Source organism: Mesorhizobium sp. 01N446, assembly GCF_056399285.1.
The window spans coordinates 1,149,498-1,163,145 of sequence record NZ_JBFTRA010000002.1 but is presented as its reverse complement, the minus strand read 5'-3'; the positions used below and the strand labels follow the sequence as shown (position 1 = coordinate 1,163,145).

13 protein-coding genes and 1 pseudogene are annotated in these 13,648 nt (G+C 63.1%); 8 read left to right on the top strand and 6 right to left on the bottom strand.

The annotated features are described in order from the left end of the window. Positions 1 to 154 precede the first annotated feature (154 nt). Positions 155 to 721, bottom strand: coding sequence for a TetR/AcrR family transcriptional regulator (locus AC1DPX_RS14020; protein WP_202358504.1), 567 nt, complete (start codon positions 719 to 721; stop codon positions 155 to 157). Positions 722 to 824: 103 nt separating this feature from the next. Here AC1DPX_RS14020 and AC1DPX_RS14015 point away from each other — a divergent pair, with 103 nt between their 5' ends. Continuing rightward, positions 825 to 1,637 (top strand): oxidoreductase, encoded by an 813-nt coding sequence (locus AC1DPX_RS14015; protein ID WP_202358505.1) that lies wholly within the window; start codon positions 825 to 827, stop codon positions 1,635 to 1,637. Between the two features lie 57 nt (positions 1,638 to 1,694). Continuing rightward, positions 1,695 to 2,696 (top strand): NADP-dependent oxidoreductase, encoded by a 1,002-nt coding sequence (locus AC1DPX_RS14010; RefSeq protein ID WP_477237378.1) that lies wholly within the window; start codon positions 1,695 to 1,697, stop codon positions 2,694 to 2,696. A 123-nt stretch (positions 2,697 to 2,819) separates the two neighbouring features. Here AC1DPX_RS14010 and AC1DPX_RS14005 read toward each other — a convergent pair. Further along, positions 2,820 to 3,021 (bottom strand): annotated as a pseudogene (locus tag AC1DPX_RS14005) (hypothetical protein). A gap of 88 nt (positions 3,022 to 3,109) precedes the next feature. Here AC1DPX_RS14005 and AC1DPX_RS14000 point away from each other — a divergent pair. Further along, positions 3,110 to 3,280: a hypothetical protein gene (locus AC1DPX_RS14000; protein WP_477237377.1), complete on the top strand. Its 171-nt coding sequence runs from the start codon at positions 3,110 to 3,112 to the stop codon at positions 3,278 to 3,280. Positions 3,281 to 3,600: 320 nt separating this feature from the next. On the opposite strand, the gene AC1DPX_RS13995 is transcribed toward AC1DPX_RS14000, so the two are convergent. Then, positions 3,601 to 4,635, bottom strand: coding sequence for a class I SAM-dependent methyltransferase (locus tag AC1DPX_RS13995; RefSeq protein ID WP_477237375.1), 1,035 nt, complete (start codon positions 4,633 to 4,635; stop codon positions 3,601 to 3,603). Positions 4,636 to 4,824: 189 nt separating this feature from the next. Between AC1DPX_RS13995 and AC1DPX_RS13990 the strand changes: the two genes are divergently transcribed. Beyond that, a complete protein-coding gene (locus tag AC1DPX_RS13990) occupies positions 4,825 to 6,918 on the top strand; it encodes a putative bifunctional diguanylate cyclase/phosphodiesterase (protein WP_477237374.1) in 2,094 nt (697 codons plus the stop codon). A 15-nt stretch (positions 6,919 to 6,933) separates the two neighbouring features. Here the strand turns inward: AC1DPX_RS13990 and AC1DPX_RS13985 are convergent, their stop codons facing one another. The 3 genes from AC1DPX_RS13985 to AC1DPX_RS13975 form a co-directional block, all read right to left on the bottom strand. Next, positions 6,934 to 8,082 carry an amidohydrolase gene (locus AC1DPX_RS13985; protein ID WP_477237372.1) on the bottom strand — a complete coding sequence of 383 codons (1,149 nt, stop codon included), beginning with the start codon at positions 8,080 to 8,082 and terminating at the stop codon, positions 6,934 to 6,936. 49 nt (positions 8,083 to 8,131) lie between these two features. Continuing rightward, the gene (locus AC1DPX_RS13980; RefSeq protein ID WP_477237370.1) at positions 8,132 to 8,587 is read right to left on the bottom strand and encodes a hypothetical protein; all 456 of its coding nucleotides are present in this window, start codon (positions 8,585 to 8,587) and stop codon (positions 8,132 to 8,134) included. Positions 8,588 to 8,711: 124 nt separating this feature from the next. Next, positions 8,712 to 9,155, bottom strand: a complete 444-nt coding sequence (locus AC1DPX_RS13975; protein ID WP_202358511.1) for an SRPBCC family protein — start codon at positions 9,153 to 9,155, stop codon at positions 8,712 to 8,714. 299 nt (positions 9,156 to 9,454) lie between these two features. On the opposite strand from AC1DPX_RS13975, the gene AC1DPX_RS13970 reads away from it, so the two are divergent. From AC1DPX_RS13970 to AC1DPX_RS13955, 4 genes are read left to right on the top strand one after another with little or no spacing between them, the layout of a single operon-like run. After that, complete coding sequence (locus AC1DPX_RS13970; protein ID WP_202358512.1) at positions 9,455 to 10,315, top strand: FAD binding domain-containing protein; 861 nt, start codon at positions 9,455 to 9,457, stop codon at positions 10,313 to 10,315. Beyond that, entirely contained in the window at positions 10,315 to 10,791 is a 477-nt protein-coding gene (locus tag AC1DPX_RS13965; RefSeq protein WP_202358513.1) for a (2Fe-2S)-binding protein, read from the top strand. The genes AC1DPX_RS13970 and AC1DPX_RS13965 overlap by 1 nt, the downstream gene beginning before the upstream one ends. 2 nt (positions 10,792 to 10,793) lie before the next feature. Beyond that, positions 10,794 to 13,058: a xanthine dehydrogenase family protein molybdopterin-binding subunit gene (locus tag AC1DPX_RS13960; RefSeq protein WP_477237368.1), complete on the top strand. Its 2,265-nt coding sequence runs from the start codon at positions 10,794 to 10,796 to the stop codon at positions 13,056 to 13,058. A 23-nt stretch (positions 13,059 to 13,081) separates the two neighbouring features. Continuing rightward, positions 13,082 to 13,327 carry a MoaD/ThiS family protein gene (locus AC1DPX_RS13955; RefSeq protein ID WP_477237366.1) on the top strand — a complete coding sequence of 82 codons (246 nt, stop codon included), beginning with the start codon at positions 13,082 to 13,084 and terminating at the stop codon, positions 13,325 to 13,327. The last annotated feature ends 321 nt before the right edge of the window (positions 13,328 to 13,648 follow it).

Below are 13,648 nucleotides of genomic sequence, written 5' to 3'. Positions count from 1 at the left end.
ATGGAGGGTGGCGAGTGGGAAGGATTGAACGTCGAATTATCCGTCCAGAATGAAATCGGCGCAGCGGTCGGCGATCATGATCACCGGGGCGTTGCGTGCTCAATCCGCCTGAACACGCCCTTCGCGTAACCAACTTGGCTGATGGCGCGCCGCGTTAGCGTTGCCGCATCAGCGTCCGCGCGGCATCTTTCCCCGCCGCGAGGATGCGGTCCGACAGGTCCGTCCCTTGGACGGCGCGGGCCAGTTGCAGCGTGCCGATGAGCGTCGCAAAGACAGCCAGCGCCGTGCCTTCCGGATCCTTGACCTGTGGAACTGCTGCGGCCAGCTGCCGCGCCAGGGTCAGCAAGCGCTCGGTGTAGACCGCGCGTGTTTCCGGCGGCTGACGCGCCAACTCCGGCAACAGCGCGGCGGACGCGCAGCCTTGCCCCGGATTGTCCCGGTGCTCAGCCGACAGATACGCTTCCATGGCCACCTCGGGGCCACCCGAGGCCAGTGCGTCCGCCAATTGCCGCGCCTGAAGCTCCATGGCCGCCGCCACGCTTTCACGCACCAGCTCCGCCTTGGACTGGAAATGCGGGTAGAAGGCGCCGTTGGTCAGCCCGGCGTCGCTCATGATGGTCGCCAGTCCGGAGGCGGCGATGCCGTCACCCCGGAAGCGGTCGGCCGCGACTTCCATGATCCGTCCGCGCGAGGCGTCCTTCCGGCCCTTTTCGTAGCGCATGGCTGCTATTCCCTTTAGCTATTGCATTATGTTCGTAATTTGATATTATGAGTGTAATTCAATCAATGAGAAAAAGCTAGCCCTCGCGGCTTTGGAGCGTGACATGGCAATGAATTCCGCAAAGACAGCGATTGTAACCGGAGCCTCCGGGGGCATCGGCCGCGCCAGTGCCGAGGCGCTGGTGCGGGCAGGGTTTACTGTCTTCGGTACGAGCCGTAAGGCCAGCAACGGGCCGGACGGGGTGACCATGCTGGCTTGCGACGTGACCGACGGTGAGGCCGTCGCTGCATTGGTCACGACAGTGCTCTCGAAGACCGGCCGGATCGACGTGCTTGTCAACAATGCTGGCATCGGCATGCTTGGCGGCGCCGAGGAGTTCTCGATCGAACAGGTGCAGGCCCTGTTCGACGTCAATCTGTTCGGCGTCATCCGCATGACCAATGCGGTGTTGCCGTCGATGCGGCAGCGCGGCGAAGGGCGCATCATCAACATCGGCTCGATTCTGGGATTGGTACCCGCGCCATACTCAGCGCACTACTCGGCCGTCAAGCACGCGCTCGAGGGCTATTCGGAATCGCTTGATCACGAGGTGCGTGCCTTCAATGTTCGCGTCTCGGTCATCGAGCCGGCATTCGTGCGTACCGTCTTTGACCAGAACGGCATCGAGCCGGATTCTCTCTTGAGGGAATACGACCGGGCGCGAGCCGGGTTCAAGGCGCTGCTTGCCGATGTGATGCCCAAAGCCGATCTGCCGGAAGTGGTGGCGGAGGTGGTCGTCAGGGCCGCGACAGATGTCCGTCCGCGACGGCGCTACACCGCCGGCAAGGCGGCGCGGCAGGTCAGTCTCTTGCGCCGCTTCGCGCCCGCCGAGATGTTCGACAAGACCTTGCGCAAGCAGTTCCGCCTGCCGGTTTGAACGACGGCGAGGCGTGCCCGTGCGACACCCCATAATCAGTTTCAGAAAGTCACTGCCATGAAGGCATTCGTCGTCGACAAATACAGCAAGAAGGGCGTTCTGCGGTTGGCCGAGATGCCGGAACCGGAAGTCGGGGACAGCGACGTCCTGGTCGAGATTCATGCCGCTGGGGTGAACCTGATCGATTCCAAGGTCAAAACCGGAGAGTTCAAGCTCATCCTGCCCTATCGCCGGCCTTTCATCCTCGGCCACGACGTGGCCGGCAAGGTCATCCGCGTGGGCTCGAAAGTCCGCAGGTTCAAACCCGGCGACGAAGTTTATGCGCGGCCGCGCGATGGACGCATCGGGGCGTTCGCCGAATTCATCGCCATGGACGAAGCCGACGTCGCGCTGAAGCCCAAAAATCTCAGCATGGAGGAGGCGGCCTCGATCCCGCTTGTCGGCTTGACCGCCTGGCAGGCGCTCATCGAAAGGGCGGGCCTGAAGAAGGGGCAGAAGGTCTTCATCCAGGCCGGCTCCGGCGGCGTCGGCACATTCGCCATCCAACTGGCAAAGCAGCTCGGCGCGCTTGTGGCGACAACGGCGAGCGCCGGGAGTGCCGATCTAGTTAAAAGTCTCGGCGCCGATGTCGTGGTCGACTACAGGAAAGACGATTTCGAGAAAGTCCTGTCTGGCTATGACGTCGTCCTGAACAGCCAGGATGCCAAGACGCTTGAGAAATCGCTCAACGTGCTCAAGCCGGGCGGCAAGCTCATCTCCATCTCCGGCCCGCCGGATCCCGAATTCGCCAGGGAGAAGCGACTGAACCCGGTGCTGAGGCTGGTGCTGCGCCTGTTGAGCCGGGCTATCCGGTCCAGAGCCAGGCGCCATGGCGTGAGCTTCTCGTTCCTGTTCATGTGGGCGCAAGGTAACCAGCTGGGCAAGATCAGCGCGCTCGTCGAATCCGGAGCGATCCGCCCGGTTGTCGACCGGATATTTCCGTTCGAAGCGACCAACGAGGCTCTGGCCTATGTCGAAACAGGACGCGCCAAGGGCAAGGTCGTCATCAAGGTCAGGTAGGCTGTCTTGTCGGACGCAAGACCATCTCGCTTGACGCCCGCTCGTGGCTCTGCATGGCGGCATCGGCCAACGGTCTCGACACGCTCAGGCGCAAGGGAGCCGGCATCACCGGCAGCCTCGACACTACTCCGAAAAGCTCACACTCACGCCGCGCTGACGAAAATAGGCCTGCATCAACTTACGGCCCGAGCGGTTGCTCTGCGCCAACTTGGTTGGATCGAACACCGCCTGTTTCAGCCCCTCTCGTGCCAGCGATCTCGGCATTGTCCGCGCGGAGCGAGGCATAGATGTTCTCGGTCGCCTCGGCCACGGTCAGTTCGCTCACGGGTGTCGTCCTTTGGTTGGTTGATCGGGCGGCGGCTTAGCACAGATTCGCGGCTGCGCGATACCGATGGGGCGGCAGTGTGCTGAGCATGGGTTTTGGCGCGGCAATCCATCCGGGTGGCATCCGTGTCTTGATGCGCTCACGCTACGGACCGGCGCTGATTGCCGTGCGCGACGACGAGATGGCGGCGTCGCCCAACGGCATCGCCAATGGCGGGGCGAATGGCCGCTCAATTCCCCTGCATTGTTCAGGGTTCTGATCCCACCCTAAAGAAGGCCCAGCGCCTTTTCGACAAGGAGGCTTTCAAGGTTGCTGAAACCGCGGATGTATCGCCTGAAAGGATACGCGCGGTTTGAGCTGCGCATGGCAAGCAGAAGCATGGCAATGTGGCTGGAATGGCGGGACGGGCGGATCAGCTTCATCCGTGACGATCGGCCATGTCGCCGACGATGCCGGGCTGGCGCTGGCAAGGAACATCAGGGGGATGGCCGGTTCCTGAACCGGCTATCCAATCGTTGTCCGCCCGCTGCGATCGGCTGCAACACTTGACGCAGGCCGCTCGCCGGATGCTCGCCCGCCTTACCCGCGCTTTTCGATCACCGCGTACAGCACATTGCGGTTCTCGCCAAAATACACCTTGGCCTCGACGGCGTTGCGGTCGACGCTGGCGTTGACGATGTTCCACATGTCGACCTCCGAGCGCAGTAGCAGCACCCAGTCCATGAAGGTTTCCCGGTAGCCGGCGTCGGGAGTGCCCTCGGCGTAGTTGGCGAACAGGAATGTGCCGTTCGGCTTCAGCATCTGCAGGCAGGTCTTGGTGAGTTTCACCGCGACGTTGTGCTGGAGGTAGTCGTAGAGGCCCGAGGCGTAGATGAGATCGAACTTGCCGAGCTTGTGGCTCCGCGTCAGCACGGTCCGCACCGAGCCGTCGACGGCCTCGACCGCGGTGCCCTGGAAGTCGCGTGCGATCAGCCCGACGCTCTGCGGATCCTGGTCGAGCGCGACCCAGCGCTTGAGGCGGCCCTCGGCCAAGGCGACGGAACGGTTGGCTTCGCGCAGATGGCCGGCAGCGATCGCCAGCACCTCGGTTTCGGGTCCGTTTTTGGCCGCCGCCTCATCGACATAGCGGGTCAGAAGATCGCGCCGTTCGCGTGCCGCCACGCATGACGGGACGTTCTGGGTATGGCTGTAAAGCGCCTTGCCGATCTCCGAGGCGCTGGCCACGCTCTCGGCCACGTGCGGGTCGCAATAGATGTAGTCGAGCAGTTGCGCGTCGCCGGAATAGCCCCTGGGCTTGGTGAAGGACCAGTGCGTCAGCGGATCCTCGAGAAAATACTTCAGGATCGGGTGGTTCTGCGCCACCGGTATCAAGGCCTGCCAGACGTCGGGATGCACCTTGGCCCGCAACCCGCTGAGCAGCGACAACAGCCGGCGAACGATCTCCGCGGGAAATTTTTGCTGCTCGATCTGCTGCTGTGTCGCGTGCAGGATGAGCGCCAGTTCCGCGCGGGCGGTTTCGAACTCTTCGCCGTGATGATCGAGCTTACCCCGGGGCAGACTACCGGCGATGATCTCGGCGGTGATCAGGCTTTGGCCATCAAACACGGTTTGCACACCAGGACTCCTTGGTTAACAGTCAGTTAACTTATTGCGTAGAATGCTCCATTTGCCAACGGCGCTTGGGACGCATTTTATTGTTATGATTAATTTCCCGCTAACCATCTCAATTTATTAGCGATCTTGCAGATAAGAATCTGGGGTCGAGTTAACGCAAACTTGTCTCGCGCCACTGCATTTTACCGCATGGCAATCGTGTCGCGTCCCAAGGAGTCGTCCTGCGTGGGGGCAGAAGTTGGAAAAGAATTCGGAGCGCAAAACCCCCTTTCGCAGGGGCTTGTGAACGAACGCGCGTCATCCAGATTGGCCGATACGGCGGATGTGGAACCGTATGATCCGCGCCAGGAACTGGGCGCGGCTGAACTGCGCATCCTTTACCGCGCCGAAGCCCTGGCGAAGCGAAGGAAAGACGCCAGGCCCGGGCTCTGGATCGCCGTCGTCATCTATGTGCTGTTTTCGGTATCGGACCTGCTGCTGATACCTGACGTGGCTGCCTATACGATCACAGCGCGCTTCGCGGTCGGACTGACCGCCCTGCTGACCCTGGAGGCACAGCTTCGCCGCGGCGCGGCGACGGAGTGGCTCGACGTGACCTGCGCCGCGGCGATCATCTTCGGCTATATAGGCTGGTTGTTCCCGGCATCCCTCGGCGCCAACAAGGAAAGCGTCGCCTACTACATGGTGTTCGGCACCATTTTCATGATGAGTGCCAATCTATTTTTCACGTTCAGTTTCAAAGTGTCGATCATAACGTCGACGATCATCCTGTGCATCCTGTACCTGGTGAACTATTTCCTGCCGGCGTCGCTGACATACAAGATGGTGTTCGGCACCTTCTATGTTTCGTGCTTCACCTTCACCTCCTACGTGAACTGGAAGCTGAATGAGGAGCGCTACAACGTCTTCCTGAACGCGCTGGAAGCCAAGATCCAGCACAAGGAAGCCACCGAACGCGGCAAGGCCCTGCTCAGACTGTCACGGACGGATCCGCTCACGGGGCTGGAGAACCGGCGCGCGATCGACGAGAAGCTGCGCGATTATTGGAGCGACTGGCAAAGGCTTGGCAGCAAGTTCGCGGCCATCCTCATCGACGTCGACTTCTTCAAGAAGTTCAACGACTGCTACGGCCACCAGGAAGGCGACCGCTGCCTGATCCATGTCGCCAATGCGCTGAGCGACCTGATCAAGAACTACAATGGCTCGATCGGGCGCTATGGCGGCGAAGAGTTCATCGTGCTCGCCCGCATGGACAAGAAGGATCAGGTCACGGAGCTGGCGGAAGCCATTTGCCGCACGGTGGAGAACCTGGCGATCACCCACGAGCTCAGGCGCGATGGGGTCTCGATCGTGACAGCGAGCGTGGGCGCTGCATTCACCAGGACGCAGGCCGGCGCCAAGCTGGAAAAGATCATCCACGAGGCCGATCGCGCGCTCTATCTGGCCAAGGCTGGCGGGCGCAATTGCGCCCGGCTGTTCGACCCGACCGATCCGCAGAGCAGCGACGAGAGCGAGAACCTCGCGGCGCTGCTGAAGATCGCGATCGGCCAGGGCCTCGTTTCACTCGTCTATCAGCCCATCCAGGATGTCGTGTCAGGCCGTGTCGAGGCGGTGGAGGCGCTGATGCGCCTGAAAATGCTGGACGGAACCCTGGTGCCGCCGAGCCTGTTCATTCCCGTGGCGGAACGCACCGGCGCGATCCTGGAACTCGGCCGCTGGGCGATACGGACGGTGTGCGCCGAGCTGCTGGCGGACGATCATGTTCCTCTCGTCAGCGTCAATGTCTCGCCGATCCAGCTCAAGACGCCTGGTTTCGCCGCGTCCGTCGCGACCATACTGGGCGAGACGGGCGTGACCGGCAACAGGCTGGCCTTCGAAATCACCGAAGGGCTCGAGATGGAGATGCATTCGGACATCCTGCGCTGCATCAGCGACCTGAAGCTGCTCGGCATCAAGATCTGGCTTGATGATTTCGGCACCGGCTTCGCCGGCCTGTCGTGGCTGCGTCTGATCGATTTCGATACGGTCAAGATCGACCGCTCGTTCCTGCACGATTGCGGCACGCCGAAGGGCATGGCCATGCTGCAGGACATCATCGCGCTGGTGCGCAATCGCGGCCACCAGATCCTGGTCGAAGGCGTGGAAACCGACGAGCAGATCGCGCTGATGCGCGAGTTCGGCATCGACAAGATTCAGGGCTTTCGCGTCGGCCGTCCGGTTCCCGCCGCGAATTTCCAGGCAAAGCGGGGCGTCCACAAACGCCCCTTCCTCAGATCCGCGTGACAAAGGCGGGCGAATTCACCCCAGCAGATTGCGCGCCGTGCGCATGAAGATCCTCGAGCCGATCGGGATCAGGTCGTCGGGAAAATCATAATCCGGATTGTGCAGGGAAGGGTGCCGTTCGCCGGCGCCGAGGAAGAACATCGCCGATGAGGCGCTGTGGCCGAACAGGCCGAAATCCTCCGAGGCGCGCATCGGCAGGGCTTCCTGCCCGTGCACGACGCCTTCTTCGTCGAGCGCGCGCTGCAGATGCTCCACCGCGTCCGGGGCGTTGACGCTGGCGACGAAGATCTCGTGATAATCAAAGCGCGCGGCGAGGCGGTGCAGGCCGGCGATGTCCTTGACCAGGGATTCGGCGGCGGCGCAGAGATCCGCCATGCGCTCGTCGCGGCGGGTGCGCAAGGTCGCCCATACCTCGGCATGAGCGGGCGCTATGCCGAACACGGCTTCGCCCATCGCGGCATGGGTGACGGTGACCATGGAAAAATCGTCGTCGGCGAAAGTGGCGCGGCCGAGCGCGGGAAGCGCCGGCATCAGCTCGCTGATCGCCGGCATCGGCGAGATGCCGGTCTCGGGCATGGAGGAATGCGCGGTCTTGCCCTCCAGCACGATGCGCATGCCGCGCGAGGCGCAGTTGACCACGCCGGGTTTCAGCCTGACCTCGCCGAACGGCACGCCGGGCAGATTGTGCAGCGAGAAGGCGAAGTCCGGCGCGATCTCGCCATAGCGTGGGTCGGCGACGACGCCGGCGGCGCCATTGCCGGTCTCTTCCGCCGGCTGGAACACCAGCACGACGCGGCCGCTGGCCGGGCGCTCGCGTCCGAACTGCCGGCCAAGGGCCGCCAGGATCGCGGTGTGACCGTCATGGCCGCACATATGCGATTTTCCCGGCACTTGCGAGGCATGCGGCACGCCCGAGAGTTCCTCGATGGGCAGCGCGTCGAGTTCGGAGCGGAACAGCACGGTCGGACCGGCCTTGCCGCTGTCATAGACGGCCGCGACACCATGCCCGCCGAGGCCCGTCAGGACCTTGTCCGGCCCGGTGTCGGCGAGGAAGGAGACGACTTCTTTCGCCGTCTTCTCCTCCTCGTTGGAGATTTCCGGCTGCCGGTGCAGCTTGCGCCGCCATTCGGTCAGTTCGACGATGTCCCGGTTGGTCAGGGTCACGCGGTTCCACCCTCCGTTTGTTGCGATCGGCGCAGTGTCGCAAACGCCGCTAGCGGACGCGATTGGGGCAGAGCGCTTTGAACTGGTCCAGCGTGACATCGTATGACGAGGCGCCCGAGCCATCGAGCACCACATTGTCGTCGATCGATGTGATCAGATAGTCCGTCGTCACCTGCGTGCCCTTGTTGCGGCCCTGGAACAGCATGTTGGCGCCATAGAAGGTGGTAAATTTGCCGGTCTTGCAGTTGGCGGTGATCTCGAAGTGCAGGGGCGACTTCATTTCCGCGTCAATGCACGCCTTGTAGAAATCGTGGCCATATTCGCGGCAGTAGACGCCGGCCTTGCGCCTGTCGTGTCTGGCCAGGATGCTGGCGTGCTCTGACCCGATGCCTGACTTTTTGACGATGGTAAGTTCCATTCCCACCTTGTTGCCGTAGTAGATGGTCCTGGCTTCGGCAGAGGTCGCCAGCATCAAGGCGGACAGCACGACCAGCAGATGTCGCATGAAAACCCTCCCTTTGGGCCGGGAGGATTTCATGCACGCGATTGCATGGTCAAGGCCCGCAATGCACGACCGCCGCCGATGGGCATGTCATCGACGGCGGCGCTGCGCGGTTTCTGGACTGGCCTTACTGGTTGATCTCCGGCTCGACCAGCTTTGCCAGGTTGCGAAGCGATTCCTGCCAGCCGAGATAGCAGGCCTCGACCGGGATGACGTCGGGGATGCCGGCCTGGATGATGTCGATTTCGGTGCCGACCGAGACTTTTTTCAAGGTCACCGTCACCTGGATCTCGCCGGGCAAATTGGGATCGTCGAACCTGTCGGTGTAGCGCAGGCGCTCGGCCGGCACGAGTTCTAGATATTCGCCGCCGAAGGCATGGCTGCCGCCCGTGGTGAAGTTGCGGAAGGACATTTTGAACGTCCCGCCGACCTTGGCCTCGAGATGATCGACAGTGCAGGTGAAGCCATTCGGCGGAAGCCATTTCGCCAGCGCGTCGGCTTCGACGAAGGCGCGATAGACCTTTTCCGGGCTGGTGGTGAGAACGCGGTGCAAACGTACGGTGCCGGGCATATCTTGTCCTTTCATGATGCCTGTTCGATGTCCCAAGGACGAATGGGGCTTGACCAGTCCGACACGGGCTCTCAAATTTTTCGAGAACCCGGCCGCGGGCCTGTCTTGATCCCTGCGCATGTCGTTGTCGCAAAGCCGCTGCACAGTTCTGGGCGACATGCACTGGTAGGGCAATTCCGGTCGATTTGGGACTGGATTTCGCGGCGGCTGGACCAATCGTCGCAAATGACGAACCGGATAGCCATTATGAGGAGAGTGTTTATAACGGTCGCTGAAATCGCGATATCCAAGGGGAGACGATGCGCTACATACGTCCGCTTTCAATCGAAGATGCCGTCGGCCAGTTGGCCGGATCGGCTGGAACGGCAGCCATTCTGGCCGGAGGCAGCGACCTGCTGGTCAGGATGAAGGGGGGCTTTGTCGAGCCCGACCTGATCATCGACATCAAGTCGATCGCCGGTCTCAGTGAAATCCGCGAAACGGCCGAGGGGTTCAGCATCGGGGCCGCCGTTCCCTGCGCCGTGCTGGGCGAGAACGCCGCCCTGAAGAAGGCATGGCCCGGCGTGGTCGAGGCGGCCAAGCTGATCGGCTCGAAGCAGGTGCAGGGTCGCTGCACCATCACGGGCAATCTGTGCAACGCCTCGCCGGCCGCGGACAGCGTTCCGGCGCTGGTGGCCGCGGGTGCCAAGGCGGTGATCGCCGGGCCTTCGGGCAAGCGCACCATCCCCGTCGAGGCCGTGCCGGTCGGGCCGGGCAAGACCTCGCTCGCGAAGGGCGAGATCATCGAGGCGATCCTGCTCGACAGCAAAGCGCCGCGTTCGGGCGATGCCTACCTGCGCTTCATTCCGCGCACCGAGATGGACATCGCCGTGGTCAGCGCCGGGGTGAACCTGACGATCGACGAGCATGGCGTCGTCACGGCAGCCCGCGTGGCGCTGGGCGCCGCCGCACCGACGGTGCTTTTGGTCGAGGAGGCCGCCGAGGCGCTTATCGGCAGGAAGCTGGACGAGGCAGCACTCGAGCGGCTGGCAAAAGTCTGCGCCGGCGCTTGCCGCCCCATCGACGACAAGCGCGGTACCATCGAATTCAGACGGAAAGTCGCGGGTGTGCTGGCCAGGCGTGCCGCCACGACCGCCTACGCACGTGCAGGAGGCAAATGATGGCTGGCATTGCAGTTTCGACGACAATCAACGGCGACACGCTTGAATATCTCTGCCAGCCCGACGAGACGCTGCTCGACGTGCTGCGCGACCGGCTCGGCCTGACCGGCGCCAAGGAAGGCTGCGGCACCGGCGACTGCGGCGCCTGCTCGATCATCCTCGACGACCGGCTGGTCTGCTCGTGCCTGGTGCTTGGCGCCGAGGCCGAAGGCCGGCGCATCGAGACCGTCGAAGGCATGGCGCATGGCGACCAGCTGCACACGCTGCAGCAGAAATTCCTCGAGCATGCCGCCCTGCAATGCGGCATCTGCACGCCGGGCTTCCTGATCGCGGCCAAGGACCTTTTGGCGAAAAACCCCGACCCGACCGAAGAGGAGATCCGCTTCGGCCTGGCCGGAAACCTCTGCCGCTGCACCGGCTATGACAAGATCGTGCGCGCCGTCCAGGACGCGGCCATCGTGATGAAGGGAGCCTGAAGATGAATTTCGATCCCCGTTTTTCCGGACGTAAATTCGCCTCCGTCGGCACGCGCCCCATCCGCCCCGACGGCGTCGACAAGGTGACGGGCCGCGCCCGCTACGGCGCCGACTTCAACATGGCCGGCCAGCTGGTCGGCCGCGTGCTGCGCAGCCCGCACGCGCATGCGGTCATCAGGAAGATCGACACGTCGAAGGCGGAGAAGCTGAATGGCGTGAAGGCGGTGATCACGGCGAAAGACCTGCCCGACCTCACCAATGGCGATGCCGCCATGTACGACATTCTCGACAATTGCATGGCGCGCACCAAGGCGCTCTATGACGGCCATGCGGTAGCGGCTGTCGCGGCGATAGATGCCCGCACGGCAAGGCAGGCGCTGAAGCTGATCGAGGTCGAGTACGAGATCCTGCCGCATGTCACCGATGTCGACGAGGCGATGCAGCACCACGCGCCGCTGATCAACGACACGATCTTCACCGAGGGCCTGGAGGAAAAGCCGGTAAAACCCTCCAACGTCACCAAGCGCAGCCAGTTCGGCCATGGCGACGTCCACCAGGGCTTTGGCCACGCCGATTTCATCGTCGAACGCTCCTTCAAGACCGAGCAGACGCACCAGGGCTATATCGAGCCGCATGCCTGCGTGGCGAGCGTCTCGTCCGACGGCACCGCTGATCTCTGGGTCTGCACCCAGGGCCATTTCGTCTACCGCCAGCACTGCGCCCAGCTGCTCGGCATGGAAGCCTCGAAGCTGCGTGTCACTTCGTCCGAAATCGGCGGCGGTTTCGGCGGCAAGACCCATGTCTGGGCCGAGCCGGTGGCGCTTGCGCTGTCGCGGAAAGCAGGCCGCCCGGTGAAGCTGGTGATGACCCGCGACGAGGTCTTTCGCGCCTCGGGGCCGACCAGCGCCACCTCGATCGACGTCAAGATCGGCGCCCGCAAGGACGGCACCATCACCGCCGCCGAAGCGACGCTGCGCTATTCCTGCGGCCCCTATGCCGGCTCCTGGGCCGAGATCGGCGCCATGACGGCGTTCGCCTGCTACAAGCTCGATAACGTCAAGACCGTCGGCTACGAAGTGCTGGTCAACCGGCCGAAGACCGCGGCCTATCGCGCGCCCTCGGCGCCGATGGCGGCCTTCGCGGTGGAAAGTGCGGTCGACGAGCTCGCCAAGGAGCTCGGCATGGACCCGGTCGACTTCCGCATCAAGAACGCCGCGCAGGAAGGCACGCGCTCGTCCTACGGCCCGGTCTATGGGCCGATCGGCATCGGCCCGACGCTGGAAGCGGTGAAGAACCATGCGCACATGAAGGCGCCGCTCAAGAAAAACCAGGGCAGGGGCATGGCCTGCGGCTTCTGGTTCAACTTCGGCGGCCAGACTTGCGTGGACCTCAACATCGGCATGGACGGCTCGGTGTCGCTGGCCGTCGGCACGGTCGATGTCGGTGGCTCCCGCGCCTCGCTGTCGCTGGTGGCGGCGGAGGAACTCGGCATCGATTACAGCCAGCTCAAGGCGATCGTCGCCGACACCTCCTCCCTCGGTTACAACGACATGACCGACGGCAGCCGCGGCACCTTCTCCTCCTCCATGGCGACCATCTCGGCCGCCCGCAACGCGATCAAGATCCTGCGTGAGCGCGCAGCACAGATGTGGGACATTTCCGTCGACGACGTGATCTGGGAACAGGGCCATGCGGTGGCCAAGGGCGAGAAGCACGGCAATCTCGGAAAACTGTCGCTGAAGGAAATCGCGGCCGAATCCGGCAAGACCGGCGGGCCGATCGCCGGCCACAGCGAACTCGTCGCCGACGGCGCCGGCGTCTCCTTCGCCACCCATATATGCGACATCGAGGTCGACCCCGAGACGGGCGCGACCAGGGTGATCCGCTACACGGTGGTGCAGGATGCCGGCAAGGCGGTGCACCCGACCTATGTCGAGGGCCAGTACCAGGGCGGTGCCGCGCAAGGCATCGGCTGGGCGCTCAATGAGGAGTATATTTACGGCAAGGACGGCAGGCTGCAGAACGCCGGCTTCCTCGACTACCGCATCCCGGTCTGCTCCGACCTGCCGATGATCGACACGCAGATCCTGGAAATCCCCAACCCCAACCACCCCTATGGCGTGCGCGGTGTCGGCGAAACCTCGATCGTGCCGCCGCTGGCGGCGATCGCCAACGCGGTGTCGAACGCGGCCGGCGTGCGCATGACCCACATCCCGATGTCGCCGCCGCGCATCCTGGCGGCGATCGAGGCGGAACGGGGAGAGTAGGGCACGATGAGGTTCTTGCCGTAATGGTCGAAGTCACCCTCTGGGGCGCGCTCGGCCAGCTCGCCGGCGGCAAGAGCAAGGTCGAGGTCGAGGCCAAGGATATCAGGGAACTGTTCAGGAAACTGGCTGAACAGTATCCCGGCTTCGAGCCGTGGATCGATCGCGGGATTGCGGTTGCGATCGACGGGGTGATTTATCGGGATACCTGGTCGAAGAGGCTGCCGGAGGGCGCGGAGATTTTTCTGCTGCCGCGATTGGCGGGGGGGTAGGCGTTTCGCCGCCACCGTTTAGCGTCTTGGTAGGGGCAGGGTGTGGACTGGCAGCTTTTGGCGGACGGCACTTGTTAGCAGACATCTAACTTGCGCATCGTTCCCGAAGAGCATGGTGGTTTAGCTTTTGTTGGGTTAGTGCGAGGTGACCGCGATGGCCGGGACGCTGTCGAGCATCTGATTGGGCGTTGCAAATAGGAACCAGATCACAACAGTGTGACGCGAAAAGCGCATACCTGCGCTAAGATCGCGTGTCGGCGACGAAAACCGAATATTTTCTACGCAGACTGAATGCTTAAGCTAGATGAAACGCCTGTGAGT

What these genes read in the sequence shown, in the direction of transcription:
- AC1DPX_RS13990 (WP_477237374.1), top strand. Translation starts at nt 4,825, where the DNA reads ATGGCAATCGTGTCGCGTCCCAAGGAGTCGTCCTGCGTGGGGGCAGAA.
- AC1DPX_RS13955 (WP_477237366.1), top strand. Translation starts at nt 13,082, where the DNA reads ATGGTCGAAGTCACCCTCTGGGGCGCGCTCGGCCAGCTCGCCGGCGGC.
- AC1DPX_RS14000 (WP_477237377.1), top strand. Translation starts at nt 3,110, where the DNA reads ATGGGTTTTGGCGCGGCAATCCATCCGGGTGGCATCCGTGTCTTGATG.
- AC1DPX_RS13965 (WP_202358513.1), top strand. Translation starts at nt 10,315, where the DNA reads ATGGCTGGCATTGCAGTTTCGACGACAATCAACGGCGACACGCTTGAA.
- AC1DPX_RS14015 (WP_202358505.1), top strand. Translation starts at nt 825, where the DNA reads ATGGCAATGAATTCCGCAAAGACAGCGATTGTAACCGGAGCCTCCGGG.
- AC1DPX_RS13980 (WP_477237370.1), bottom strand. Translation starts at nt 8,587, where the DNA reads ATGCGACATCTGCTGGTCGTGCTGTCCGCCTTGATGCTGGCGACCTCT.
- AC1DPX_RS13960 (WP_477237368.1), top strand. Translation starts at nt 10,794, where the DNA reads ATGAATTTCGATCCCCGTTTTTCCGGACGTAAATTCGCCTCCGTCGGC.
- AC1DPX_RS14020 (WP_202358504.1), bottom strand. Translation starts at nt 721, where the DNA reads ATGCGCTACGAAAAGGGCCGGAAGGACGCCTCGCGCGGACGGATCATG.
- AC1DPX_RS14010 (WP_477237378.1), top strand. Translation starts at nt 1,695, where the DNA reads ATGAAGGCATTCGTCGTCGACAAATACAGCAAGAAGGGCGTTCTGCGG.
- AC1DPX_RS13975 (WP_202358511.1), bottom strand. Translation starts at nt 9,155, where the DNA reads ATGCCCGGCACCGTACGTTTGCACCGCGTTCTCACCACCAGCCCGGAA.
- AC1DPX_RS13970 (WP_202358512.1), top strand. Translation starts at nt 9,455, where the DNA reads ATGCGCTACATACGTCCGCTTTCAATCGAAGATGCCGTCGGCCAGTTG.